The 23,126-nt window shown below is 55.5% G+C and carries 28 protein-coding genes; 6 read left to right on the top strand and 22 right to left on the bottom strand.

The features are described 5' to 3' along the window. Positions 1-2 precede the first annotated feature (2 nt). The 4 genes from thiK to hinT are packed head-to-tail and all read right to left on the bottom strand — an operon-like array spanning position 3 to position 2,234. A complete protein-coding gene (gene thiK / locus ACUTSW_RS06465) occupies positions 3-872 on the bottom strand; it encodes a thiamine kinase (RefSeq protein ID WP_445584452.1) in 870 nt (289 codons plus the stop codon). Beyond that, positions 853-1,452 carry a penicillin-binding protein activator LpoB gene (lpoB, locus tag ACUTSW_RS06470; protein WP_062870494.1) on the bottom strand — a complete coding sequence of 200 codons (600 nt, stop codon included), beginning with the start codon at positions 1,450-1,452 and terminating at the stop codon, positions 853-855. Before lpoB ends, thiK begins: the two co-directional genes overlap by 20 nt. Positions 1,453-1,481: 29 nt before the next feature. Beyond that, complete coding sequence (locus ACUTSW_RS06475) at positions 1,482-1,871, bottom strand: YcfL family protein (protein WP_004943072.1); 390 nt, start codon at positions 1,869-1,871, stop codon at positions 1,482-1,484. 12 nt (positions 1,872-1,883) lie between these two features. Next, positions 1,884-2,234, bottom strand: coding sequence for a purine nucleoside phosphoramidase (hinT, locus tag ACUTSW_RS06480; RefSeq protein WP_004943071.1), 351 nt, complete (start codon positions 2,232-2,234; stop codon positions 1,884-1,886). A 254-nt stretch (positions 2,235-2,488) separates the two neighbouring features. On the opposite strand from hinT, the gene ACUTSW_RS06485 reads away from it, so the two are divergent. Then, positions 2,489-3,394 (top strand): transporter substrate-binding domain-containing protein, encoded by a 906-nt coding sequence (locus ACUTSW_RS06485; RefSeq protein WP_445583979.1) that lies wholly within the window; start codon positions 2,489-2,491, stop codon positions 3,392-3,394. Here the strand turns inward: ACUTSW_RS06485 and ACUTSW_RS06490 are convergent. Continuing rightward, on the bottom strand, positions 3,391-3,768 hold the full coding sequence (locus ACUTSW_RS06490; RefSeq protein ID WP_445583980.1) for a winged helix-turn-helix transcriptional regulator: 378 nt from the start codon (positions 3,766-3,768) through the stop codon (positions 3,391-3,393). The genes ACUTSW_RS06485 and ACUTSW_RS06490 overlap by 4 nt on opposite strands. 100 nt (positions 3,769-3,868) lie before the next feature. Here ACUTSW_RS06490 and ACUTSW_RS06495 point away from each other — a divergent pair, with 100 nt between their 5' ends. From ACUTSW_RS06495 to ACUTSW_RS06505, 3 genes are all read left to right on the top strand, one after another. Beyond that, entirely contained in the window at positions 3,869-4,615 is a 747-nt protein-coding gene (locus ACUTSW_RS06495; protein ID WP_063203062.1) for an SDR family oxidoreductase, read from the top strand. 295 nt (positions 4,616-4,910) lie between these two features. Next, positions 4,911-5,483 carry an SH3 domain-containing protein gene (locus tag ACUTSW_RS06500; RefSeq protein WP_445583981.1) on the top strand — a complete coding sequence of 191 codons (573 nt, stop codon included), beginning with the start codon at positions 4,911-4,913 and terminating at the stop codon, positions 5,481-5,483. 330 nt (positions 5,484-5,813) lie between these two features. Then, entirely contained in the window at positions 5,814-6,089 is a 276-nt protein-coding gene (locus ACUTSW_RS06505; protein ID WP_081372812.1) for a hypothetical protein, read from the top strand. Positions 6,090-6,152: 63 nt separating this feature from the next. Here ACUTSW_RS06505 and ACUTSW_RS06510 read toward each other — a convergent pair whose 3' ends face one another. Beyond that, complete coding sequence (locus tag ACUTSW_RS06510; RefSeq protein ID WP_062870488.1) at positions 6,153-7,457, bottom strand: Nramp family divalent metal transporter; 1,305 nt, start codon at positions 7,455-7,457, stop codon at positions 6,153-6,155. Between the two features lie 229 nt (positions 7,458-7,686). Between ACUTSW_RS06510 and mntR the strand changes: the two genes are divergently transcribed. Then, positions 7,687-8,157: a manganese-binding transcriptional regulator MntR gene (gene mntR / locus ACUTSW_RS06515; protein WP_062870487.1), complete on the top strand. Its 471-nt coding sequence runs from the start codon at positions 7,687-7,689 to the stop codon at positions 8,155-8,157. 56 nt (positions 8,158-8,213) lie between these two features. On the opposite strand, the gene ptsG is transcribed toward mntR, so the two are convergent. The 15 genes from ptsG to yceD all read right to left on the bottom strand — a co-directional run bounded on the left by ptsG (position 8,214) and on the right by yceD (position 21,289). Then, positions 8,214-9,647: a PTS glucose transporter subunit IIBC gene (gene ptsG / locus ACUTSW_RS06520; RefSeq protein ID WP_013812442.1), complete on the bottom strand. Its 1,434-nt coding sequence runs from the start codon at positions 9,645-9,647 to the stop codon at positions 8,214-8,216. A gap of 336 nt (positions 9,648-9,983) precedes the next feature. Continuing rightward, positions 9,984-10,760, bottom strand: a complete 777-nt coding sequence (locus tag ACUTSW_RS06525; RefSeq protein WP_004943056.1) for a metal-dependent hydrolase — start codon at positions 10,758-10,760, stop codon at positions 9,984-9,986. A 14-nt stretch (positions 10,761-10,774) separates the two neighbouring features. Next, on the bottom strand, positions 10,775-11,782 hold the full coding sequence (gene holB / locus ACUTSW_RS06530; protein WP_006324673.1) for a DNA polymerase III subunit delta': 1,008 nt from the start codon (positions 11,780-11,782) through the stop codon (positions 10,775-10,777). After that, the gene (tmk, locus tag ACUTSW_RS06535) at positions 11,782-12,417 is read right to left on the bottom strand and encodes a dTMP kinase (protein ID WP_062870484.1); all 636 of its coding nucleotides are present in this window, start codon (positions 12,415-12,417) and stop codon (positions 11,782-11,784) included. The genes holB and tmk overlap by 1 nt, the downstream gene beginning before the upstream one ends. Further along, entirely contained in the window at positions 12,407-13,432 is a 1,026-nt protein-coding gene (mltG, locus tag ACUTSW_RS06540) for an endolytic transglycosylase MltG (RefSeq protein WP_445583982.1), read from the bottom strand. The genes tmk and mltG overlap by 11 nt, the downstream gene beginning before the upstream one ends. Positions 13,433-13,445: 13 nt before the next feature. Beyond that, positions 13,446-14,243: an aminodeoxychorismate lyase gene (gene pabC / locus ACUTSW_RS06545; RefSeq protein ID WP_445583983.1), complete on the bottom strand. Its 798-nt coding sequence runs from the start codon at positions 14,241-14,243 to the stop codon at positions 13,446-13,448. A gap of 29 nt (positions 14,244-14,272) precedes the next feature. Further along, on the bottom strand, positions 14,273-14,989 hold the full coding sequence (locus ACUTSW_RS06550; RefSeq protein ID WP_445583984.1) for an SDR family oxidoreductase: 717 nt from the start codon (positions 14,987-14,989) through the stop codon (positions 14,273-14,275). A 181-nt stretch (positions 14,990-15,170) separates the two neighbouring features. After that, the gene (gene fabF / locus ACUTSW_RS06555) at positions 15,171-16,412 is read right to left on the bottom strand and encodes a beta-ketoacyl-ACP synthase II (RefSeq protein ID WP_445583985.1); all 1,242 of its coding nucleotides are present in this window, start codon (positions 16,410-16,412) and stop codon (positions 15,171-15,173) included. Between the two features lie 82 nt (positions 16,413-16,494). Then, on the bottom strand, positions 16,495-16,731 hold the full coding sequence (gene acpP, locus ACUTSW_RS06560) for an acyl carrier protein (RefSeq protein ID WP_004719003.1): 237 nt from the start codon (positions 16,729-16,731) through the stop codon (positions 16,495-16,497). Between the two features lie 154 nt (positions 16,732-16,885). Beyond that, a complete protein-coding gene (gene fabG, locus ACUTSW_RS06565; protein WP_004943047.1) occupies positions 16,886-17,620 on the bottom strand; it encodes a 3-oxoacyl-ACP reductase FabG in 735 nt (244 codons plus the stop codon). Between the two features lie 11 nt (positions 17,621-17,631). Further along, positions 17,632-18,561, bottom strand: a complete 930-nt coding sequence (gene fabD / locus ACUTSW_RS06570; protein WP_073439742.1) for an ACP S-malonyltransferase — start codon at positions 18,559-18,561, stop codon at positions 17,632-17,634. A 16-nt stretch (positions 18,562-18,577) separates the two neighbouring features. Next, positions 18,578-19,531, bottom strand: coding sequence for a beta-ketoacyl-ACP synthase III (locus ACUTSW_RS06575; protein WP_004943045.1), 954 nt, complete (start codon positions 19,529-19,531; stop codon positions 18,578-18,580). Between the two features lie 6 nt (positions 19,532-19,537). Further along, on the bottom strand, positions 19,538-20,572 hold the full coding sequence (plsX, locus tag ACUTSW_RS06580; RefSeq protein WP_020453780.1) for a phosphate acyltransferase PlsX: 1,035 nt from the start codon (positions 20,570-20,572) through the stop codon (positions 19,538-19,540). Positions 20,573-20,583: 11 nt separating this feature from the next. Next, positions 20,584-20,751, bottom strand: coding sequence for a 50S ribosomal protein L32 (gene rpmF / locus ACUTSW_RS06585; RefSeq protein WP_004943042.1), 168 nt, complete (start codon positions 20,749-20,751; stop codon positions 20,584-20,586). 16 nt (positions 20,752-20,767) lie between these two features. Next, on the bottom strand, positions 20,768-21,289 hold the full coding sequence (gene yceD, locus ACUTSW_RS06590; protein WP_004943040.1) for a 23S rRNA accumulation protein YceD: 522 nt from the start codon (positions 21,287-21,289) through the stop codon (positions 20,768-20,770). A gap of 141 nt (positions 21,290-21,430) precedes the next feature. On the opposite strand from yceD, the gene ACUTSW_RS06595 reads away from it, so the two are divergent. Continuing rightward, entirely contained in the window at positions 21,431-22,012 is a 582-nt protein-coding gene (locus ACUTSW_RS06595; RefSeq protein WP_073999797.1) for a Maf family protein, read from the top strand. A gap of 15 nt (positions 22,013-22,027) precedes the next feature. Here the strand turns inward: ACUTSW_RS06595 and rluC are convergent, their stop codons facing one another. Beyond that, complete coding sequence (gene rluC, locus ACUTSW_RS06600) at positions 22,028-22,990, bottom strand: 23S rRNA pseudouridine(955/2504/2580) synthase RluC (RefSeq protein WP_445583986.1); 963 nt, start codon at positions 22,988-22,990, stop codon at positions 22,028-22,030. Between the last annotated feature and the right edge of the window lie 136 nt (positions 22,991-23,126).

A 23,126-nucleotide genomic window follows, 5' to 3' on the forward strand; every position in this document is an offset into this window, starting at 1 on the left:
ATTCATTCAGAACATGGGGATGATAAACAAAAACGCCGGCGCTGCACTGCGCCCCAGCGTAAAAATTCGCTATCGCCGGTTTGTTGCCAGCGCACTTCAAACCATAACAGCATCAGGTAATCCACCCACGGCAACCAGCGCTGCACCTGAGTGCTCAGCAGCGGCAAGTCGTTGTAGCCCTGTTGGGAATAGTGCTGCAAAAAATGCTGCTGATTGGCCGCAGACCACGCGTTGCTGCGAAACAACGCAGCAATCTCCAGTGCGATGTCACCGTCGGCGGCGTACTCCCAGTCAATCAGCCGTACTCCTTCACCCTGTGCAATCAAATTGCCCGGATGGATATCCATATGCAGCGGGGCTATTTTCAGCGGAGACGGTAGGCGGGCTTGCAAGAAGCGCTGATGCAGCCGCAGCCAGGCAGGCGTCAAACGCCGACGATCCAACTGCTGCCAGTAACGGGCAAACTGCCGATGCAGGTTCAACGGATAACCGCTGAGCGGCCGCCGGTGCAAACGGGTAACCCATCGCGCCAGCTCGCCGTGCTGATTCAGGCGCGTAAAATATGCCTCAGTGACAACGTCACCAGCCAACCACTCCAGGATAATCCATTGATTATTCTGCGCTAAAACCTGCGGGCCCAGGCCTTCGCCTGCACGGCGCAACACACGCGCCTCTCGCCGCCGGCTCACGCCGAGCGCCGTTTTCTCTGCGCTTTGCTGGCGCGCCAACAATTGCACGCCCTCACCGTCAATGCGCCAACTTTCGCCGGTCAGCCCCTGCACCGGGCTGAAACGACAACCGGCGGTTTTCACCGCCGGCAGTTCGCTCTCAATCAGCCTTCGCAGTGCGGCCTCAGCGGGTAACGGCGCCATTGCCTGACCAGACGATTTCACCGGTTTGTACCAGCATCAACTGCATATCCAGCGTTGGAGACTTCACGTCGCCGCTAACATCGCTGTACAACACGTACTGTGCGCTGACGATACGCGCCAGGCCAATGGCCTTGCTGCGCGACCCCAGGCTGTCATCCGCCGACAGACCCAGCGTCTGCCTGGCGGTCGCCAGTTGCGCTTCCGGCACGACGGAGAAGGTTTGGTTCGATGCCAGCGCCTTGTGCAACGCGGAGGTGGCTTTAGCGGTTTGCAATGAGCCGTTGGTGTTGTTCTTCACGCTGTCCAGCAACAGCACGCTGCCCGGGTTGACGCCATCGGCTTTCAGCATCTGGTTCACCAGCGGTTGCACGCTGCTCAGCCAGTCAAGTTGCTGGATTTTTGGCGGTTGCGGTACCGGCTCGCCAATGGGCGGCTGGGGTTGCGGCTGCTGCGGCGGCTCTACCACCACCGGCGGTTTGGCCGGCTCAACGGTGGCCGGTGGCTGTTCAGACTCTGGGGGACGTGACAAACAGCCGCTTAACGTCAACGCGGCCAGTGCGACAACTAGATACTTTTTCATTATCCCTCTCCAACAACTAAAGCAAGAGCTTACAAGAATAGATACAGACGCACGCGCTTGGCATCAAGGTTGCCGTTAATCGAGTAAATTTCAGCGTCTGAATTTGGCGCAACGGTAACGGTGCGCGGCTCTTCAAAGGGCCGAATATCCAGCCCCTGATTGTCATACCAGTAAAAGCGGTAATGCACCGTTACCGGTGTCGGTTGGTTGTTGCTGAGCACCGAAGTGGCCATCACGCGCCCGGAGGCATCCTTAATCGATGGGTTATCGGCCACGATACCTGCGGTAAGCACCGGCGAATCCATCACCACCGCCTGCCGCTCGTTAACCGCAATGCCGGGCCGATTGCTGCAGCCCATCAGCATTGCGGCGGGTAACGCCAGCGCCATCAGACAACGCAGGGTTTTGCTATAGCGCATGATTGACCTCGGTTAGCGTGACAGCAGCGGCCCCAACGAACGGCCACCGACCAGGTGCATATGAATATGATAGACCTCCTGGCCGGCATGGCGATTGCAATTAACAATCAGGCGATAGCCGTCTTCGGCGATGCCTTCCTGTTCGGCAATTTTCGCCGCGGCGGTGATCATGCGACCCAGCGCCGCTTCGTGCTCTGCGGTTACGTCGTTTACCGTTGGGATCAAGACATTGGGGATGATCAGAATATGGGTCGGAGCCTGAGGTGAGATATCACGGAACGCGGTGACCAGTTCGTCCTGGTAGACCACATCAGCAGGGATTTCGCGGCGGATAATTTTACTGAAAATCGTTTCTTCGGCCATCTGGCATTCCTTGTTGAGGAAAATAATCTGTACGCAGTATGAGTGACAAATTCTACTGCTTTCAACCTGATTGCGCACTTATCGCGTCGAGTGATGCAGAATCAGGCAACCTGCCAGGCTAACTATGCCTCTGCCATTAGATCACTGCGGCAATCATCTGATTTTTTTCACTTTGGTTATTCACTATTGTTGCTTTACTTGCCCGCGGCCGCCGCCAATAGTAACTCTATGATTAGCAAAGGATAGAAAACACCATGTCACTCAAAACCCTGGCGCTGGGCGTGCTGCTGCTGTGCGGTGCGGCCCAGGCGGAAAGCAAAAACATTATCGATCTGCAGGCCAATCAGCAACATATACGCGCGCTCAAAAACCCGGCTGCCGTCGCTTTGATCCCGGCGAATTACCATTTTGCCGTACCGGGCAAGTTAACCGTAGCGGTGGCGTCTGAAAACTCCCCGCCGCTGGCGCTGTTTGCCGAAGACAATAAAACCTTGATCGGCAGCGACCCGGATATCGCGCAACTGGTGGCGGACAGCCTGGGGCTGGAACTGAATCTTGTGCCCACCTCCTGGGAGGACTGGCCACTTGGCATTACTTCCGGTAAGTACGATGCCGCCATTTTTAATATTGCCGTCACCAAGCTGCGGAAAACCAAATTTGATTTCGCCACATACCGCGTAGATACGCTGGGTTTCTATGTGAAATCCACCAGCAAGATCGCCTCCATCAACCGGCCGGCGGACGTTGCCGGGCTGCGGATTATTGTCGGTTCCGGTACGAATCAGGAAAACATCCTGCTCGGTTGGGATAAACAGAACCGCGCCAACGGTCTGGCGCCGGTGCAGCCGATTTATGTCACCGATGACGCCGCCGCCAACCTGAGCATTCAGTCCGGGCGCGCCGACGCTTTCTTTGGCCCCCACTCTACCGGCGCCTATAAAGCGGCGCTAACCGGCAAAACCAAAATGGTCGGCATCGGCCCTAACGTCGCTTATGTCGCAGTGACCACCAAAAAAGATAATGGCCTGGTCGCCGCCATTAACGCTGCCATTAATGGCGTGATCGTCAGCGGCGAATACGCGCAGGTGCTGGACCGTTGGGGCGAACATGATGAAAAGGTCGAGCGTTCCACCATCAACCCGCCGGGGATCGGCGATTAGTCAGCGTTCAATTGCGGTGCATGCGCACGCATCCACTCGGCCAGCGAGTCCAGCGTCGGGCGCAGGGATATGCCCAGCGCCGTAATCCGGTATTCAACACGCGGCGGGACTTCCGGAAATACCTGCCGCGTAACCAGGCCGCGCTGTTCGAACTGCCGCAGTTGACGCGTCAGCTCTTTCTGGGCGATCGGCACCACCGCGCGCTGCAACTCACTGAAGCGTACCGGGCCGTCGATCATGATCAGCCTGTAGAGGATCGGGATCGCCCATTTCCCCGCCACCAGATTCACAAACCCCACCATGGGGCAAGGCTCGTCTGTTGCCGGCAACGCCGTTAAATTTTTTTCCGCTGCCGAAAGCGCCACCGTCGTCATTTCATCCCACTCCGTACCTTAGTATCCAAAAGGTGCCTACTATGCAAAAGATACTATAGCGCAAATAATGGCGCTACCAACGGGAAACAGAGGGCAGGTTATGTCACGACTTAAAGGTAAATACGCGTTGATCACCGGCGGCACCAGCGGGATTGGTCTGGAAACCGCGCGCCAGTTTATTGCCGAAGGCGCCACCGTGGCGATCACCGGCCGCAGCCAAAGCGGCCTCGACGCAGCGGGGAAAGCGCTGGGCGACGTGTTGCTGTTGCGCAGTGATGCCGGGGATATCCGCCAACAGCAAGCTTTAGCGCAACAGTTGACCAGCCACTGGCCGCGCCTTGACGTGCTGTATATCAACGCCGGTGACGTCACCCACCTTCCGCTGCAGCAATGGGATGAGCTGAGCTATCAACGGCTGATGGACATCAACCTCAAAGGGCCATTTTTCTTAATTCAGGCGCTGCTGCCACTCTTGGCGAATCCAGCCTCGATTATTCTGTGCGGCTCGGTCAGCGCGCATATCGGCCTGCCACTAAGCAGCGTTTACGCCGCCAGCAAGGCCGGCCTGCTGTCGCTGGCCAGAACGCTTTCCGGTGAATTGCATCCGCGGGGTATTCGGGTCAATGGCCTGAGCCCTGGCCCGACCGAAACACCGGCATTGGGCAAGCTGGGCTTGAAAGAAGAGGATGAGCAGGCGCTGCGCGATGACATCCGTGCCCTGGTGCCAATCGGCCGCATGGGCACGCCGCTGGAACTGGCGAAAGCGGCCGTGTTCCTCGCATCTGACGAATCCGCGTTTATGGTCGGGGCCGAGCTGCAGATTGATGGCGGAGTGGGCAATTTGTAATATCGTTATATACCCGTCATCTTGCAAGCTGCAGCGTCGTTACCTGCATGCGCTCACCCCAGTGACTTACGCAAGTCAGCGCCTGAGGATGAGCCAGTTGGGCGCCTGGCTGCAATTTGAAAGCTATAGGGTATCATTCACCGTTGGGAGAACCCGACGGTGAAATTAAATTGCAGAACAAACAGTGAGTTAAATAATAATATTATTAGATGATAATAATAAAATATCCTTTTATTGATACGTTTTTAAACTGCGTCTAGCCTTAGTATTTATCCAGTTTGGATGGTGAAGACTGATGGCAAGCAAAAAGAACAATCAAGGCGTAGGAATACTGGTAATCGCCGCTATCGTTCTTTGGTTTGTATTCAAATCTGACAATAAATCAGAAAAAAACACATCGATGCCGCAATCCGGCACCTCAACGGCCCATGTTTATACGCCGCAGGCCAATCAGGCATTAGATATCGGCGAACACCCCCCTCAACCGCAAAATGATGCCGCTTTACCCACTAAATATGTAGCGGCCGAACGGCTCAACGTCCGAAACGCACCGAACGGTAAAGTCATTACGTCCCTAAAACGTGGGCAAAGTATCACCATTTACCAAGAGAGCGATAATTGGGCAAAAATCACACCGGATAATCAATCGAGCCAATGGGTTTCTATAAAGTCCTTGTGCCATGGTGATAAGTGCTATCAAAAAAGCCGCCAGGCACCTGCGCCAAAGCAGCCAGTATATCGACCAACGCCAAAGCGCAACGTGGAAAGTGATGCCGGATGCCCCTGTTCGTCAGGAAGAATATGTATAGGCCCACGAGGCGGGCGTTACTGCATCACTTCGGGAGGAAACAAACGCTACGGCGTGTAATAACCGCCTATTATTGAGTCATACCGGCCAGGGAAGTGAAGGATGGCTGTCGGTTTAGGTATCCTGAAAATGCCTACATAGTAAGCGTGGTAATTATTTCCAATGTAACATTTTTACATGCGCTGATATAAATCATGGGCTTCATTTACATCAGCCTGCTGATGGTCACTGATAACCCGTTCTAGACTGAATAGACAGGGCGTAGTGCGGATCCCAGACCGCCAGCCGCAATCAGACTGACCTTAGGTAATCCCCCACCCTCAATTGCTTTTCCCTGAATCGCTATGGCACGGATTTACCGTACCCTATGCATCAACGGACATTGAGATCATGAAAATCAAAACCTTCATTCATACCGCGCTGCTGGTGATACCGATGGCATTTAGCGGCATCGCCCAAGCCGGCGATCAAACCATCCCTTGGGCAAAAAATACCGGCGACGTCGAGTCCAACCATATCGCCGCCGTCGGCCAGAACCTGAATGCCGGCCACCAGCAGGTGACCAAAACACAGGAAGGCGTATGGGCGGCTAATACCGGCAGCATTTCCAGCGATGAGAAGGCCCTGACCGGTGGCCAAAACTCGGCACCGAAAACGATGCCTTAATGCGAGTGATCGCGTTGTAGAAAGGAGACAAGCCGTGACCGTAACAAACGCACGGCTTATCAATCAGCCCAGACCTGGAATGGTGACGCCGAACGTCTGCAGCAGCAGCACCATGTTGAGCAGGATGATAATCACCGTGCCGATGATCGATACCAGGCTGGTGAGGCGGCTGTTCACGAACTCGCCCATGATGTCGCGGCGGCGGGTAAACATGACCAGAGCAATCATCGGCGCCGGCAGCGCCAGGCTCAGCACAACCTGACTGTAGACCAACGCGTCCGTCGCATTAACCCCTAACGCCACCACGATAAACGCCGGGATCATGGTCACCAGCCGACGCACCCATACAGGGATGCGGAAACCGACAAACCCCTGCATAATCATCTGGCCCGCCATGGTGCCCACCACCGAGCTTGAAATACCGGATGCTATCAGTGACATCAGGAAGATCCCGGCGGCGGCGGCGCCAAACAGCGGGGTCAACGTATGGTACGCCGTGCCGATCTCCGCCACGTCGCTGTTACCGGCATGAAAAGCGCTGGAAGCCATAATCACCATGGCGATATTCACCAGCCCGGCAATCGCCAGCGCGATCACCACCTCGATATTGGAAAAACGCAGCAGCTTGCGCCGTTCGCCGCTGTTGCTGGCCGGCGTACGGTGCTGGGTCAGGCCCGAATGCAGGAAAATGGCGTGCGGCATTACGGTGGCACCGATAATGCCGACGGCAATGGTCAGCGCCTGCGCATCCGGCAACTGCGGCGTTATCATGCCGGAGCCCGCTGCCAGCCAGTCGACCGGCACGATAAACATCTCGGCGAGATAGCACAGGGCAATGATCGCCACCAGCCCGCCAATCATCAGCTCAACCGGGCGGAAACCTTTCTTTTCTACCATTAATAATGCATAGGTGATCACCGCCGTTACGCCCATCCCCGCCAACAGCGGCATATGGAACAGCAAGGCGAGCGCGATAGCCCCACCCAAAAACTCCGCCAGATCCGTGGCCATTGCCGCCACCTCGCTGAGCAGCCACATGCCGATCACCACCGGGCGCGAGAATTGATCGCGGCACATTTCCGCCAGGTTACGGTTGGTGACGATGCCCAACTTGGCCGACAGCGCCTGGAACAGCATGGCAATCAGGTTGGCCATCACCACTACCCACAGCAGGCTGTAACCATACTTTGAACCGGCCTGAATATTGGTGGCGAAATTACCGGGGTCCATGTAGGCAATGGAGGCAATCACCGCCGGCCCGGCGAACAATAGCGGCGTAAACGCGCCGCGCTTGCGCCCGGCTAAAGCGTTACCAATCGCCGTATTGGTCCGTTCGGTTAACGATGTAGTGGTTGCCGCCTCACGCATGTTTTACCCTCAATATTATTCTGGTTATTTTTCACCCAACACTCAGAACAATGTAGCATCGGCTACACTTTATGCAAAATGGAAGATACTTTACCTTTGTGTACAAATATTTCTTATTGTCATTGAATGCGGCGGCCGAATTGATAATGCGTCGCCATTAGACTAACGTAGGGCAGGATTCCATTAGTCTGGAACTCACTGGCTTAACCTATAAAGGACGTCTCAGAATATGGTAACAAGCGCGTCAGATAACGCCGAACGCCCCACCTTGGCTGAAATGCCGGATGAGGCTGAGCACGCCCTGCGCTTTACCCGCGCCCGTGAAGCGCAGTCGAATGCGTTGATCGAAGATTATGTCGAACTGATTGCCGATCTGCTGCTGACCACTCGCGAAGCCAGAACCACCGACATCGCCCGTCGCTTTGGCGTTTCCCACCCTACTGCGATCAAGAACATTGCACGGCTGAAGAGCGCCGGATTGGTAGAGTCACGCCCGTATCGCGGGGTCTTTCTGACTGAAGAAGGTGAACAACTGGCGCAGCAAGTGCGCCGCCGCCATCGTATTGTGGTCGACCTGCTGGTGTGCCTCGGGGTGCCGACTGAAACGGCGGAGCTGGACAGCGAAGGGATTGAGCATCACATTTCTAGCGACACCCTGGCGGTGTTTGAACGTTTTCTGCAAAGCCACGCCGAGAAATAAATCCTCGCCAATAAAAAAGGGAGGCTTTCGCCTCCCTCAAAGCTCCCCAGCCTGAATTAGTGATTACGGATGTATTCGTCCATATCAGTTTTCAGGTTGTCAGATTTGGTACCAAAGATAGCCTGAACGCCTGAGCCTGCAACAACAACGCCGGCAGCACCCAGTTTTTTCAGACCAGGCTGGTCAACCTTGCTCACGTCCGCCACGCTAACGCGCAGACGGGTGATGCAGGCATCCAGATTGGTGATGTTATCTTTACCGCCAAAGGCCTGAACCAGAGCCGCGGACATTTCAGAACCGCCCTGAGCGACCTGCTCGGAAACGGTGTCTTCACGGCCAGGCGTCTTCAGATCCAGTTTGGCAATCAGCACGCGGAAGATGGTGTAGTACACCAGACCGTAGATGATACCCACGATTGGGAACAACCAGATCTTGCTGCTGTTACCGCTCAACACGATAAAGTCGATCAGACCGTGCGAGAAGCTGGTGCCATCACGCATACCCAACAGGATACAGATCGGGAACGCCAGACCAGCCAGAATGGCGTGGATTGCGTACAGGATCGGCGCAACGAACATGAAGGAGAACTCGATTGGCTCGGTGATACCGGTCAGGAACGAGGTCAACGCAGCGGAGATCATGATACCGCCGACTTTTGCGCGGTTTTCCGGCTTGGCTGAATGCCAGATGGCAATAGCGGCAGCAGGCAGACCGTACATTTTGAACAGGAAGCCACCGGACAGTTTACCCGCAGTCGGGTCACCCGCCATATAACGCGGGATATCGCCGTGGAATACCTGGCCGGCCGCGTTGGTGAACTCACCGATCTGCATTTGGAAAGGTACGTTCCAGATATGGTGCAGACCAAACGGCACCAGCGCACGTTCAACCACGCCGTAGATACCAAACGCCACTACCGGGTTCTGATAAGCAGCCCACTGGGAGAAGGTCTGGATAGCCGTACCGATTGGCGGCCAGATGAAGGACAGAACTACGCCCAGAACGATCGCCGCCAGGCCGGAGATAATCGGCACAAACCGCTTACCGGCAAAGAAGCCCAGGTATTCAGGCAACTGAATACGGAAGAAGCGGTTAAACATATAGGCCGCGATGGAGCCGGAGATGATCCCCCCGAGCACACCGGTATCCGCCAGGTGTTTAGCCGCAATTTCTTCAGCCGGCAGGTGCAGAACCAAAGGTGCAACCACCGCCATGGTTTTCACCATGATGCCGTAAGCCACGACCGCAGCCAACGCAGATACACCATCGTTATTGGTGAAGCCCAGGGCAACACCGATAGCGAAAATCAGCGGCATGTTGGCGAAAACTGAACCGCCGGCTTCCGCCATCACGTGAGAAACTACCGTAGGTAGCCAGCTAAAGTTGGCGGAACCGACGCCCAGCAGAATACCTGCGATAGGCAATACGGAAACCGGCAGCATTAGCGACTTACCTACTTTTTGCAGGTTTGCAAATGCGTTCTTGAACATAGTTGAGTGTGCTCCTGAGTAATAGTGCTTTGCTACTTCTCGCGATTCTTCGCGCTGCAAGGGGGGGAGAAAAACCCCTGCAATTCAGGGTGTCTGAGCACCCCTTGAATTTTTACGCAGAGTAAAATAAATAGCCTGCGCAATGTTTGATGGCAGTCACGTTTCGATGAACAAAGCCGGGTATTTTTCTTAAATCGGCCATTTTTTATCAAAAAAGACAAAAAAACGCCCAGCCACCGCCATAAAACGGGTGGGAACATTACCCGTTTCAGCGATTAATTACGAGCTTAAAAAAAATCCCAACATCAATGACTACAGCTAAGCCTAGGCCAAGGATTATAGTTCGATGTGAAATAAGCGTGAAAAGTTGGCGGTAGTGGTTTCGGCCAGCGTTTCCAGGCTCACGCCCTTCAATACCGCCATGTATTCAGCCACATCACGCACGTAGGCAGGTTGGTTTTCTTTGCCGCGATGCGGCACCGGGGCAAGGTACGGCGAATCGGTCTCCACCAGAATGCGATCAAGCGGCACGTAGCGCGCCACCTCGCGCAGTTGCTCCGCATTGCGGAAGGTCAAAATGCCGGAGAAGGAAATATAGAACCCCAGATCCAGCAGCGCTTCTGCGGTGGCGATATCTTCGGTAAAACAGTGCAGCACGCCGCCGCAGTCCTGCGAGTTCTCCTCACGCAGGATCGCCAGCGTATCTTCACGCGCGTCGCGGGTATGCACGATCACCGGTTTGTTCAGCGCACGACCAATGCGGATATGCTCACGGAATGACGCTTGCTGCAGCTCGAGATTGTCTTTCTGATAGAAGTAATCCAGCCCGGTTTCTCCCAGCGCCACCACCTGATCTGCCGCCGCCAAACGACGCAGCTCTGCGTAATCGTAACCGCCCTCAAGATTGAGCGGGTGGACGCCGCAGGAAAACGCCACGTCATCGCGCGGGCCGATCAACTGCGTCATGGCCTGATAACCCGGCAAAGTGGTGGCGACTGCCAGTACGTAACCGACATCGCGCGCCTTGGCTTTTGCCAGGGCGTCATCCACGTTTTGGTGCAGCGTCTGGTAATCCAGGCCATCAAGATGACAATGCGAATCTACTAACAACATAATAGTTAACTCTTTTACAACGAATGAGGATGAAAATAGCCGGTAGCGCCGAGCATCTGCTCCCAACTGAGTAATCGTTCGGTCAGCAGCAGCTCGCGATTGACGCCGGTTACGTTAAGCAACTGATGGCGACAGTTAAGCCATTGCTGTACTACTTGCTGCAGCGAGGTGCCGCTCAGTTGGCTGGCCAATTGCTGTACCAGCGGTTGCTGATCCTGATTAAGCGCAAAACTCGCCGCGCCCTGCTGCCACTTCATGGCATCCACCAGCAATGCGCATAGCCAGTGCAGCCGCTCCGCCACGTCTTCGTGATTCAACACCGGCAACAGCGACAGCATGTCATGCTGCGGCAAGGCGGCATTCAGTGCTGCGCACAAAGCACCGCGCTGCTGCCAACGCTCGGGTTGCAGCAGTTGTTCGGCAGCCAGCGGCGCACCGTCATGCAGCCGCAGCGCAGTGAGGAGATCCACCGGATTGCCCGGCATTTGCCGGTTTAACCACTGCAAACTGAGTTGCTCATCCGGACTGGCGAGATGCCAATAGAAACAGCGACTGCGCAATGTCGCCAGCAGCCGTGAAGGCTCGCGGCAGCTCAACAGGAAATAGGTTTTTTCCGGCGGCTCTTCCAGCGTTTTCAACAGGGCATTGGCGGCCGCTTCAGTCAGCAATTCCGCCTGCGGCAACCAGATAACCTTGGCGCCACCCTGCTGGGCGTGGGAATAAAGGGTTTCGATCACCTGGCGGATAGGTTCAATCCCCAGGCTGCTTTTGCCCTTCTCCGGCGTCAATACGTGATAGTCCGGATGGTTGCCCGCCAGCATAAGCCGGCAGCTGTGGCACTCGCCGCAGCTTTTCTCGCCGTTATGCCGTTGACAAATCAACCAGCGGCTCAGGCCATAGGCCAGCGCCTCGTCGCCATTGCCGGCGGCAGCATGCAGCAGCAACGCATGGTGACCACGGCCTGCGGCATATTGTCCGACCAACTGACGGTAAGGCGTGTTCAGCCACGGGTACCAGTTCATTACACGCCTTCCTGCTGTAGCCATTGGCTGAGGCAACGGCGGATAGCCGCCGTCACTTGTTCCAGCGATTGGGAAGCGTCGACGGTGACGATGGAAGCATCCTGCGCCGCCAACTCCAGATAGCGCGAGCGGGTGCGTTCAAAGAACGGCAGCGCTTCCTGCTCAATACGATCCAGCTCGCCGCGTGCACGGGCGCGTTGCAGGCCAACCAGCGGCGGCAGATCCAGATAAACCGTCAGGTCCGGGCGGAAATCCCCCAAAACAGTGTCACGCAGTGAAGCCATCAGTTGTTGATCTACACCACGACCGCCGCCCTGATAGGCCTGCGATGACAAATCGTGACGATCGCCGACCACCCAGGCACCACGCGCCAGCGCCGGTTTGATGACGGTTTCTACCAGTTGCACGCGGGCTGCATACAGCATCAGCACTTCGGCTTTGATAGTCGGCAGTTCGCCGTCTATGCCGCGTTTGAACAGATCCCGCAGCTTTTCCGCCAGCGGAGTGCCGCCGGGTTCGCGAGTAAAGACAATGTCATTAATGCCGTGCTCGCGCAGTACGTTGACCACGGTATCGCGCGCGGTGGTTTTCCCCGCGCCCTCAAGCCCTTCGATAACCACGAATTTACTTTTCATTCTTTTCCTTAAGCACCTGGCGATAGGCGCGCACCGCCTGATTATGGCTTGCCAGGTTAGTGGTAAACTGGTGGCCGCCCTTGCCGTCGGCGACAAAGTACAAATAAGGCGTCTTCGCCGGATTGGCGGCGGCTTCCAAAGAAGCCTGGCCCGGCATGGCGATCGGTGTCGGCGGCAGACCGCTGATCACATAAGTGTTGTACGGCGTCGGCGTTTCCAGATCTTTACGGGTAATATTGCCATTATAGGCGTCGCCCATGCCGTAGATCACCGTTGGGTCAGTTTGCAGGCGCATGCCAATACGCAGGCGGTTAATAAATACCGAAGCCACCTTGGTGCGTTCTTCCGGCACGGCTGTTTCCTTCTCGACTATTGAAGCCATAGTCAGCAAATCTTCCGGCGTCTTGTAGGGCAAACTGGTGTCGCGGCTTTGCCAGGCGGCTTCCAGCGTCTTGATCATGCGCAGATGAGCACGCTTAAGCAACGCGATATCGCTCATGCCGGCAGTATACAGATAGGTATCCGGGTACAGGCGCCCTTCCGGATGAGTGTCCTCCGGCAGGCCCAGCGCCACGGCGATTTCCGCTTCGCTTTTGCCCGCCAGCGTATGTTTGAGGTATTTCGATTGCTGCAGCACCAACAGCCAGTCACGCAGGCGCGAACCTTCGATAAAACGCGCGCTGAACTGTGCCTCTTTACCGCTGGCCAACAGTTTAAGCATCTGGCGCACCGTCATTCCCGGCGTAAAGCGGTAAGTGCCGGCCTTGAACTCTGCCAGTTGCGGCTCCAGGCGCAGCAACCACGGGAACCAGGCACCGTTGCGGATCAGCTTGTCGCGTACCAGCAAGCTTTCCAGCGCTACCCGCCCGGTACCCGCCGGCAGTTTAAAAATGGCTTCCTGCTGGATCGCCAATGGCGTATCAGCAAAGCGTTCAACTTTCTGGTAACCCCAGCACAGCAGGGCCAACGCCAGAACAACGATAATAGAAACGACCTTCAGCTTTCTTTTCTTCATCAATCAGCCATCGTTAACAGTGTGGACGCAAAAAATCATAGAGTTGGCGTGAGTGATAACGCCATGATTGCGCTGTATTTACCGGCAGCAACGGCATCAGCGCGTTACTCACCAGCACTTCTTCGGCGTCGGCAAGAGTGGCCAACGGCTCGCTGACGCAATGCAGCGAATATTCACTGCCCGCCAGCAGCTCAATCACCCTTCGACGCATCAACCCAGCCACGCCGGACTGGCTCAGATCGGGCGTAAATACCGCTTTTCCTTTACGCCAGAATAAATTAGCCGCACAGCATTCCACCAGCATACCGGCAGTGTCAAGCACCAGGGCCTCGTCGGCGGCCGTCTGGTCAAGATGCGCGCGGATCAACACTTGCTCCAGACGGTTCAGATGCTTAAGCCCCGCAAGCAACGGATTACGCGCCAGAGCCACCGGGCTGAGCGCCAGGCTGATGCCCTGTTCACGCCACGACAGGTAGTGCGTGGGATAAGCGCTGCGAGAGACAATGCGCGTAGGATTTTCACACCCCTGCGGGCTGTAACCTCGTCCGCCGCTGCCGCGCGTCAGTATCGCTTTGACCACGCCGAGCGGGATAGATTCTGCCGCACGCGCCATTTCACTTTCAAGAGCGCCCCAATCAGTGAGCGGCATCATCAGCCGTTGCGCTGCCTGTTGCAGGCGTTCGATATGCCAGGGAAACAGCTCGATTCTGCCGTCGATAACCCGGGCAGTGGTGAAACAGCCATCACCGAACTGCAAACCGCGATCGCTTGGCGCTAACGCATCGTGCCGTTGTCCGTTAATCCAGTACATATTTCCACACTCTCCTCGTTATGCCGGCGCTAGCGGCAAGGCCCCTGGAAGTGGATGGCGTTAATGTGGCAACTGCGCGGCTGCTGCAACACAAAACGCATCGTTTCCCAGATCGAACGTGCGTTCAGCACGGGTTGCTCCGATTGTTCTGTTGGCTCGGCATCCAGGCCGCTCATTTCAAAATCCGGCGGATAGAAACCCGTCACCCGAATGTTTTCCGCTGCCAGGTGGTGCGCGATGTTGTGGCAAAAACCCCCGATCCCCTGCTTGGCGGCAAAAAATGCCGGGTGGGCACTCGACTGGATGAACTGAGGTATGCCGCACACAGATACCATCACCATAATATCAGCCCCGGCCGAAAGCCGCAGGCTGGGCAAGAGTGCGCGGGTCAGTAAAATATTCCCCGTCAGCCCGGAATTGATGGTACTGATGACATCAGCATCGTCTTTGCTCTCCAGCCCCCCCTCCAGCCATTGGGCGGCGCTCAAAACCAGAATGTCGATCGGCCTGTCGTCCTGCAACAGTTGATCGACAAACGCCGTAAGTGAAGCCGGATCGGCAATATCGCACTGGTAAGCCTGCGCCCGTCCACCTTCGGCTCGTATGATGTTTTGAGTTTCCTTTGCGCTGCTGAGTTGTCGGGCACAGATATCCACGTCGACGCCCTCACGCGCCAGCCAGACCGACACGGCTTGCCCAAAATCGCGCCCGCCCCCCGTAACCAACGCACGTTTTCCGCTCAACATACACTTTCTCCTGCTTGTCTAACCATGGATTTACTCCGACTTTTGCCGGCAACCTGCCACCAGTAAAGCCTATTCCATTAATTTTTCAGCCAAAAAAGTGCGGTACTCATCTTTTCACTTGCAAACAACCCATAAAAAAACCCGCTCGAAAGCGGGTTTTTACAGTCTGCCAGCAGACACATCACACCTTGCGGAAGATCAGCGAACCGTTAGTACCGCCGAAACCGAAGGAGTTACACAGCGTATACTGCAAATCGCTTACCTGGCGCGCTTCGTGCGGAACGAAGTCCAGATCGCAACCTTCATCCGGGTTATCCAGGTTGATGGTTGGTGGAACCGTTTGATCACGCAATGCCAGCACGGTGAAGATTGATTCAATCGCGCCTGCCGCACCTAACAGGTGGCCGGTCATCGATTTGGTCGAGCTGACCATCACGCGCTTCGCATCGCCGCCAAATACCGACTTCACTGCCTGGGTTTCGGCGGTATCACCGGCCGGCGTGGAAGTGCCGTGCGCATTGATATACCCGATTTGTGACGTAGTCACACCTGCGTCAAGCAAAGCATTTTCCATTGCCAGCGCAGCGCCCGCACCGTTTTCCGGCGGCGACGTCATGTGATAGGCATCGCTGCTCATCCCAAAGCCGACAATTTCAGCGTAAATCTTGGCGCCGCGTTTCTTGGCGTGTTCGTACTCTTCCAGCACCATCATGCCGGCACCGTCACCCAGGACGAAACCGTCACGGTCTTTATCCCATGGGCGGCTGGCCGCTTGTGGGTTTTCGTTGCGGGTCGACAGCGCGCGCGCTGCGCCGAAACCGCCAACGCCCAAAGGAGTACTGGCTTTCTCTGCGCCACCGGCCAGCATAACGTCGGCATCATTGTAAGCAATGATACGCGCGGCATGGCCAATGTTGTGCACACCTGACGTACAGGCGGTAGCGATGGAAATACTCGGACCACGCATGCCGAACATAATAGTCAGGTGGCCTGCAATCATGTTCACGATGGTTGACGGCACAAAGAACGGACTGATTTTCCGTGGGCCACCGTTAACCAGTGAACTGTGGTTTTCTTCAATCAAACCCAGGCCGCCGATACCGGAGCCAATAGCGGCGCCAATGCGGCTGGCGTTAGCCTCGGTGATATCCAGCCCCGCATCCTGCATGGCTTGCATGCCGGCAGCGATTCCGTACTGGATGAAGGCATCCATCTTGCGCGCATCTTTGCGCGAGATGAAATCCTCTGAATTAAAATTCTTTACCAGGCCAGCAAACTTGGTCGCATAGGCAGTGGTATCGAAATGGTCGATCAGGCTGATGCCACTCTGACCGGCAAGAAGAGCGTTCCACGTGGACTCTACAGTATTGCCGACAGGAGACAACATGCCCAGTCCGGTCACAACTACTCGACGCTTAGACACGTTTGTCCTCCAAGGAGGGAAAAATATGACACTAGGGATAGAAAAAACTTAGGCGGTCGAGTGACCGCCTAGATATGTTCTCTTACTGCTGGCTAGCGTTGATGAAATCAATAGCTGCCTGAACAGTAGTGATTTTCTCAGCTTCTTCGTCTGGAATCTCGGTATCGAATTCTTCTTCCAGTGCCATTACCAGTTCAACGGTGTCAAGAGAATCAGCGCCCAGATCTTCAACGAAAGAAGCGTTATTTAAAACTTCTTCCTGTTTAACACCCAGTTGCTCAACAATGATTTTCTTAACGCGTTCTTCGATAGTGCTCATACTCTTAAATTTCCTATCAAAACTCGCTTTCGCGATGGTTTTCGTAGTGTATAAAATGTTGAAAAAGATGCAACTAAATCCCGGCTGGTCAAACCACGATTTTACGCTATTTTGCGGTTTTTACCCCAAATAACGCAAATAGTTTTCGCATTTTTTAAATCATGTACATGCCGCCATTGACATGTAACGTTTCACCGGTGATGTAGCCAGCCTCATCAGAGGCTAAAAAAGCAACAGCGCTGGCGATTTCTTTAGCATCCCCCAGCCGATTGGCTGGAACTGATGACAAAATGCCTGCACGTTGATCATCTGTCAACGCCCGTGTCATGTCCGTCTCAATAAAACCAGGTGCCACGACGTTGACCGTAATGCCACGCGAAGCAACTTCACGTGCCAAAGACTTACTAAAACCAATCAAACCGGCTTTAGCCGCCGCGTAATTAGCCTGCCCTGCGTTGCCCATGGTGCCAACTACGGAACCGATGGTGATGATCCGGCCAAACCGCTTTTTCATCATAGCTCGCATTACCGCTTTTGACAGACGGAATACGGAAGTCAGATTGGTGTCCAGGATATCCTGCCACTCATCATCCTTCATGCGCATCAGCAGGTTATCACGCGTAATGCCGGCATTATTCACTAAAATGTCGATTTCGCCAAATTCAGCACGAATAGATGCCAGAACGCTGTCGATAGATTGAGCATCAACAACGTTCAGCGCAAACCCTTTGCCGCTTGCACCCAGATAGCTGCTGATAGCCTCAGCGCCGCTTTCACTGGTGGCGGTGCCGATCACTTTGGCGCCACGTGCCACAAACGATTCTGCAATAGCCCGGCCAATACCCCGGCTAGCGCCGGTGACCAGAACAACTTTACCTTCGAAGCTCATTATTTTCCTCTTTATTGTTCAAGCGCCGCTGACAGGCTCGCTGCGTCATTAACCGCCGCCGCCGTCAGGGTGTCAACAATACGTTTAGTCAGACCGGTCAGAACTTTACCCGGACCAACCTCTAGCAGCGACGTAACGCCCTGTGCTGCCATAAACTCTACGCTCTCGGTCCAGCGCACCGGGCTGTACAGCTGGCGTACCAGCGCACTGCGGATGGCTTCTGGATCGGTTTCAGTTCGCACGTCGACGTTATTCACTACCGCGACCTGCGGCGCGCCGAAGGTAATCTCCTGCAACGCAACGGCCAGTTTGTCTGCCGCCGGCTTCATCAACGCACAATGCGAAGGCACGCTCACCGGTAACGGCAACGCGCGCTTGGCACCCGCGGCTTTACAGGCCGCACCTGCACGTTCGACCGCTTCTTTGTTACCGGCGATGACAACCTGCCCCGGCGAGTTGAAGTTCACCGGTGAAACAACCTGACCCTGAGCGGATTCTTCACAGGCTTTGGCGATAGCCTCGTTATCCAGGCCGATAATGGCGAACATCGCGCCAGTGCCTTCCGGCACCGCTTCCTGCATCAGTTTGCCGCGCAGTTCAACCAAGCGGATCGCCGCCTGGAAATCCAGCACGCCCGCACACACCAACGCCGAGTATTCACCCAGGCTATGGCCGGCCATCATCGCAGGCGCTTTACCGCCCTGTTGCTGCCAGACGCGGAAAATCGCTACGGAAGCGGCCAGCAATGCCGGCTGCGTCTGCCAGGTTTTGTTCAGCTCTTCCGCCGGGCCTTGCTGCACCAACTGCCACAGGTCATAGCCCAAAGCGGACGAGGCTTCGCTGAAAGTCTCTTCAACGATCGGAAATTGCGCAGCCAAATCGGCCAACATGCCAAGAGCCTGAGACCCCTGACCTGGGAAAACAAAAGCAAATTGCGTCATTTTTTCTTCCTGTTAATCAGAAACGGACCAGCGCCGAGCCCCAGGTAAAGCCGCCGCCAAAGGCTTCCAGCAGCACCAGTTGGCCGCGCTGGATCCGCCCGTCACGCACGGCTTCGTCGAACGCTGCAGGGACCGAGGCGGCAGAAGTGTTGCCGTGACGATCAAGCGTCACTACCACTTTCTCCATCCCCATACCCAGTTTTTTCGCCGTCGCGCTGATGATGCGCAGGTTGGCCTGGTGTGGCACCAGCCAATCCAGCTGGTCGCGGTCCAGATTGTTGGCTTGCAGCGTTTCTTCCACGATGTGAGCCAGTTCGGTAACCGCAACTTTGAATACTTCATTGCCGGCCATGGTAACGTAGGCCGGCTGCTCCGGATCCTGACGATCCTTGAACGGCAGCGTCAGAAGGCCGCCGTAGGTACCATCGGCATGCAGATGGGTAGACAGGATGCCCGGCTCTTCGGACGCGCCCAACAGCACCGCACCCGCGCCATCACCGAACAGAATGATGGTGCCGCGATCTTCAGGATCCAGCGTGCGTGACAGCACGTCCGCGCCGATCACCAGCGCATGTTTCACCGCGCCATTCTTGACGTACTGATCGGCCACGCTCAGCGCATAGGTAAAACCGGCGCAGGCTGCGGCCAGATCGAAGGCCGCGCAGTCTTTAATGCCCAACATCTGCTGCACTTGGCAAGCGGAGCTAGGGAATGCATGGCTTGAGGTGGTGGTCGCAACTACGATCAACCCGATGTCTTCTTTAGCCACACCTGCCATTTCCAGCGCTTTTTCAGCAGCATGGAAGCCCATCGTCGCCACAGTTTCATCAGCGGCAGCGATACGGCGCTCACGGATACCGGTACGCGTGACGATCCACTCGTCAGAGGTATCCACCATTTTTTCAAGGTCAGCATTGGTGCGCACTTGTACGGGTAAATAACTCCCCGTACCGAGAATCTTTGTATACATGTACGATCAGTCACTCTTAGGTAATACAGCTTCAAGGCGCGCAGCAATCCTTTCAGGGACTTGCCGCTGCACCGCCTGCACAGCCTGTTCGATTGCTACTGCAAACGCGTGTGGGTTCGCAGCGCCGTGGCTCTTGATTACGGTGCTGCGCAATCCTAACAGACATGCGCCATTATACTGGTCGGGGTTCAGGTGGCCGAACCGCTTTACCACCCGTTTTTGCAACCAACGGCCTAACAACTTTAACCACCACGCCTGCTTGCCACCGTCTCCGGATGATTTCAGCAGCGATAAAAATACTCTTACCACCCCTTCCATGGTCTTCAGGGTGACGTTACCCACGAAACCGTCGCAGACCAGGACATCGGTTTTACCGGTGAGCAGGTCATTGCCTTCCAGGTAACCAATATAATTGATTGCCGGGGTGTTTTTCAGCACGGCGGCCGCTTCGCGGATATTATCCAGGCCTTTGGTCTCTTCTTCACCAATATTCAGCAACGCCACGCGGGGCTGCGCAATACCTACCACCTCTTCGGCCATCACTGCGCCCATTACCGCAAACTGCACCAGCATAGTGCTGTCGCATTCAACGTTGGCGCCCAGATCCAGCACTACGGTTTTACCGAGCTGCTGGTTTGGGATCACGGTCATCAGCGCCGGACGTTCAATACCGTCCAGCGGCTTAATCAGCATTTTCGCCAGACCCATCAATGCACCGGTATTACCTGCACTGACGCAACCCTGCGCATCGCCGTTTTTGGTCAGCTCCAGCGCAATGCGCATAGATGTGCCACGGCTGGCGCGTATCGCTTGTGAGGGTTTGGCGTCGCCGGCAATCACTGATTCAGCGGGCACGACTTGCAAACGCTCCAGAAGAACCGGATCGGCTTTGGCAAGTAAAGGAGAGATGGCGTCGGGATCGCCGACCAGCAGGAGATGAAGCTGTAAATTAGAGGCCAGTGCCTGCAATGAAGCAGGCACTGTTACGCAGGGACCGAAGTCCCCGCCCATTGCATCTAACGCCAGGGTTAGACGAGTCAAGGTACCGCTACTTAGCCGATAACCTTGCGACCGCGGTAGAAACCGTCGGCAGTGATGTGGTGACGACGATGAGTTTCACCAGAAGTCGCATCAACAGACAATGTGGTGGTGGTCAGAGCATCGTGTGAACGACGCATGCCACGCTTGGAACGGGTTGGTTTATTTTGTTGTACGGCCATGGACCTTACTCCTTAATTACTTACGCTTTAAACTGGCTAATACGGCAAATGGATTCGGTTTTTCCGCCTCTGGAGGCAGTTTGCCAAATACCATGTCCGCTTCGGACACTTCACAGTGTTCAGATTCATGTAACGGGACGACAGGCAGTGAAAGAATAATTTCGTCTTCAATCATTGCCAACAGATCGACTTCGCCAAACTCATCGACTTCGATCGGTTCGTACGCTCCCGGTAATGCCTCAGCCTGCTCATCATTGACGACCGGGCTAAAACAATATGTTGTGTGGATATGACGCTCGAACGGGACACCACAGCGTTGGCACATCAGGGTTACCTGAACGTCCGAATGCCCTGTTATCACCGCGAGGCGTTGGTTATCAATATCGAACGATAACGAAACCTCAACATCACTGTCCACACTGACCACGGAGTCGGCAACACGTGTAACCTGCTCAGGCGCATAGGAACCAACATAGTCCAGGCGTTTCTGAGCGGTACGTACCGCATCAATGGTCAAGGGTAATTTTACCTTTTGCATAGGGCGCGCATATTAACTTTGTAACGACGTAGAGTCAAAGAAAAAGGCCGTAAAACGGTACCTTTCACCATTATTCGCTTCCTCAGCGGCGGACAGTTTAAAATGCCCACTCTATTTACGCTACGGTTTGCGAAAAAAATTATGCAAAGACTTCTCCTTGCCTCCACCTCGACCTACCGCAAGATGCTACTGGAAAAGCTGCACTTGCCCTTCCTTTGCGCGGCGCCGCAGGTGGATGAAACCCCGCTGGCGGGGGAAAGCGCCGAGGCGCTGGTGCTGCGATTGGCCACAGCGAAAGCCCAGGCGCTGGCTGCCGCCTACCCCGAACATCTGATTATCGGCTCCGATCAGGTCTGCGTGATCGAAGGAAGAATCACCGGAAAACCGCACACGGAAGAGAACGCCCGCACTCAATTACGCCAGGCCAGCGGCCAGAAAGTCACCTTTTATACCGGGCTGGCGTTGTATAACAGCCGCAGCAGGCATCTGCAGGTACTGTGCGAACCCTTTCACGTACATTTCCGCACGCTGAGCGAGGCTGAAATTAGCGCTTACGTGCGACTTGAGCAACCACTCAACTGCGCAGGCAGCTTTAAAAGTGAAGGATTGGGGATTGCGCTGTTCGATAAGCTGGAGGGGCGGGATCCCAATACGTTGATCGGCATGCCGTTGATCGCCCTGCTGGAAATGCTGCGGGCTGAAGGCATCAACCCGCTGGCATAGGATAAAAGGGCTGCGTTATTTGTCCTGAGACTGCTTGCGCAACACCTGCAGGCAGTGACGCAGCTCTTCATCCATCGGCGCTTCGATGCGCATCGTTTCACCGGTACCCGGATGTTCGAAACGCAAAGCAGCCGCGTGCAAGAACAGACGCTTGAGCCCGGTGCCCGCCAGTTGGCGATCGAACTCGCGATCGCCATAACGATCGTCAAAGGCTATCGGATGCCCGGCATGCAAGGTGTGCACACGGATCTGATGGGTGCGCCCGGTGATCGGGCTGGCTTTGACCAGCGTTGCGTGCTCAAAGCGCTCTTCCACCTTGAAGCGTGTTTCCGAAGGTTTGCCTTCGCTGTTGACGCGAACAATACGCTCACCGCTTTGCAAAATGTTTTTCAGCAGTGGCGCCTGCACCGCTTTGCAATGTGACTGCCACTGGCCGCGCACCAGCGCCAGGTAATCTTTCTGCATCCCCTTCAAGCGCAGTTGCTCATGCAGCGAACGTAGTGCAGAGCGTTTTTTCGCCACCAACAGCACGCCTGAGGTATCGCGATCAAGGCGATGAACCAGTTCCAGGAAGCGGGCTTCCGGGCGAAGCGCGCGCAGGCCTTCAATCACGCCAAAGCTCAGGCCGCTGCCGCCATGTACTGCCGTGCCTGATGGCTTGTTCAGCAGCAGCAGGTGATCGTCTTCATACAAGATGCAATCTGCCAGCGCGGCCACTTTATCCAGTTTGGCGGAGACTGGCGCTTCTTCACGCTCGGCAACGCGCACCGGCGGAATGCGCACCACGTCGCCGGCGGCCAGTTTGTATTCTGCCTTGATGCGTCCTTTATTAACCCGCACCTCGCCTTTACGCACGATTCGGTAAATCATGCTCTTCGGCACGCCTTTCAGGCGGGCAAGCAAAAAGTTGTCGATTCTCTGACCGGCTTCGTCGTCAGAAATCGTGATTAATTGTACTGCAGGAATGTTCGTTTTCATGGAGCGGGATTCTAAATAGAGCGAGTAAATAGCGCCACTTCTTTTTCTGTGCTTAACTGTCTCTCTGACTGCAGACGAAACCCCAGCGAACAATAAGGCAGCAAGCCGGTTTGAACGTTTGCGATTTCTTCCGCAG

This window comes from Serratia sp. TSA_198.1, from assembly GCF_052686505.1.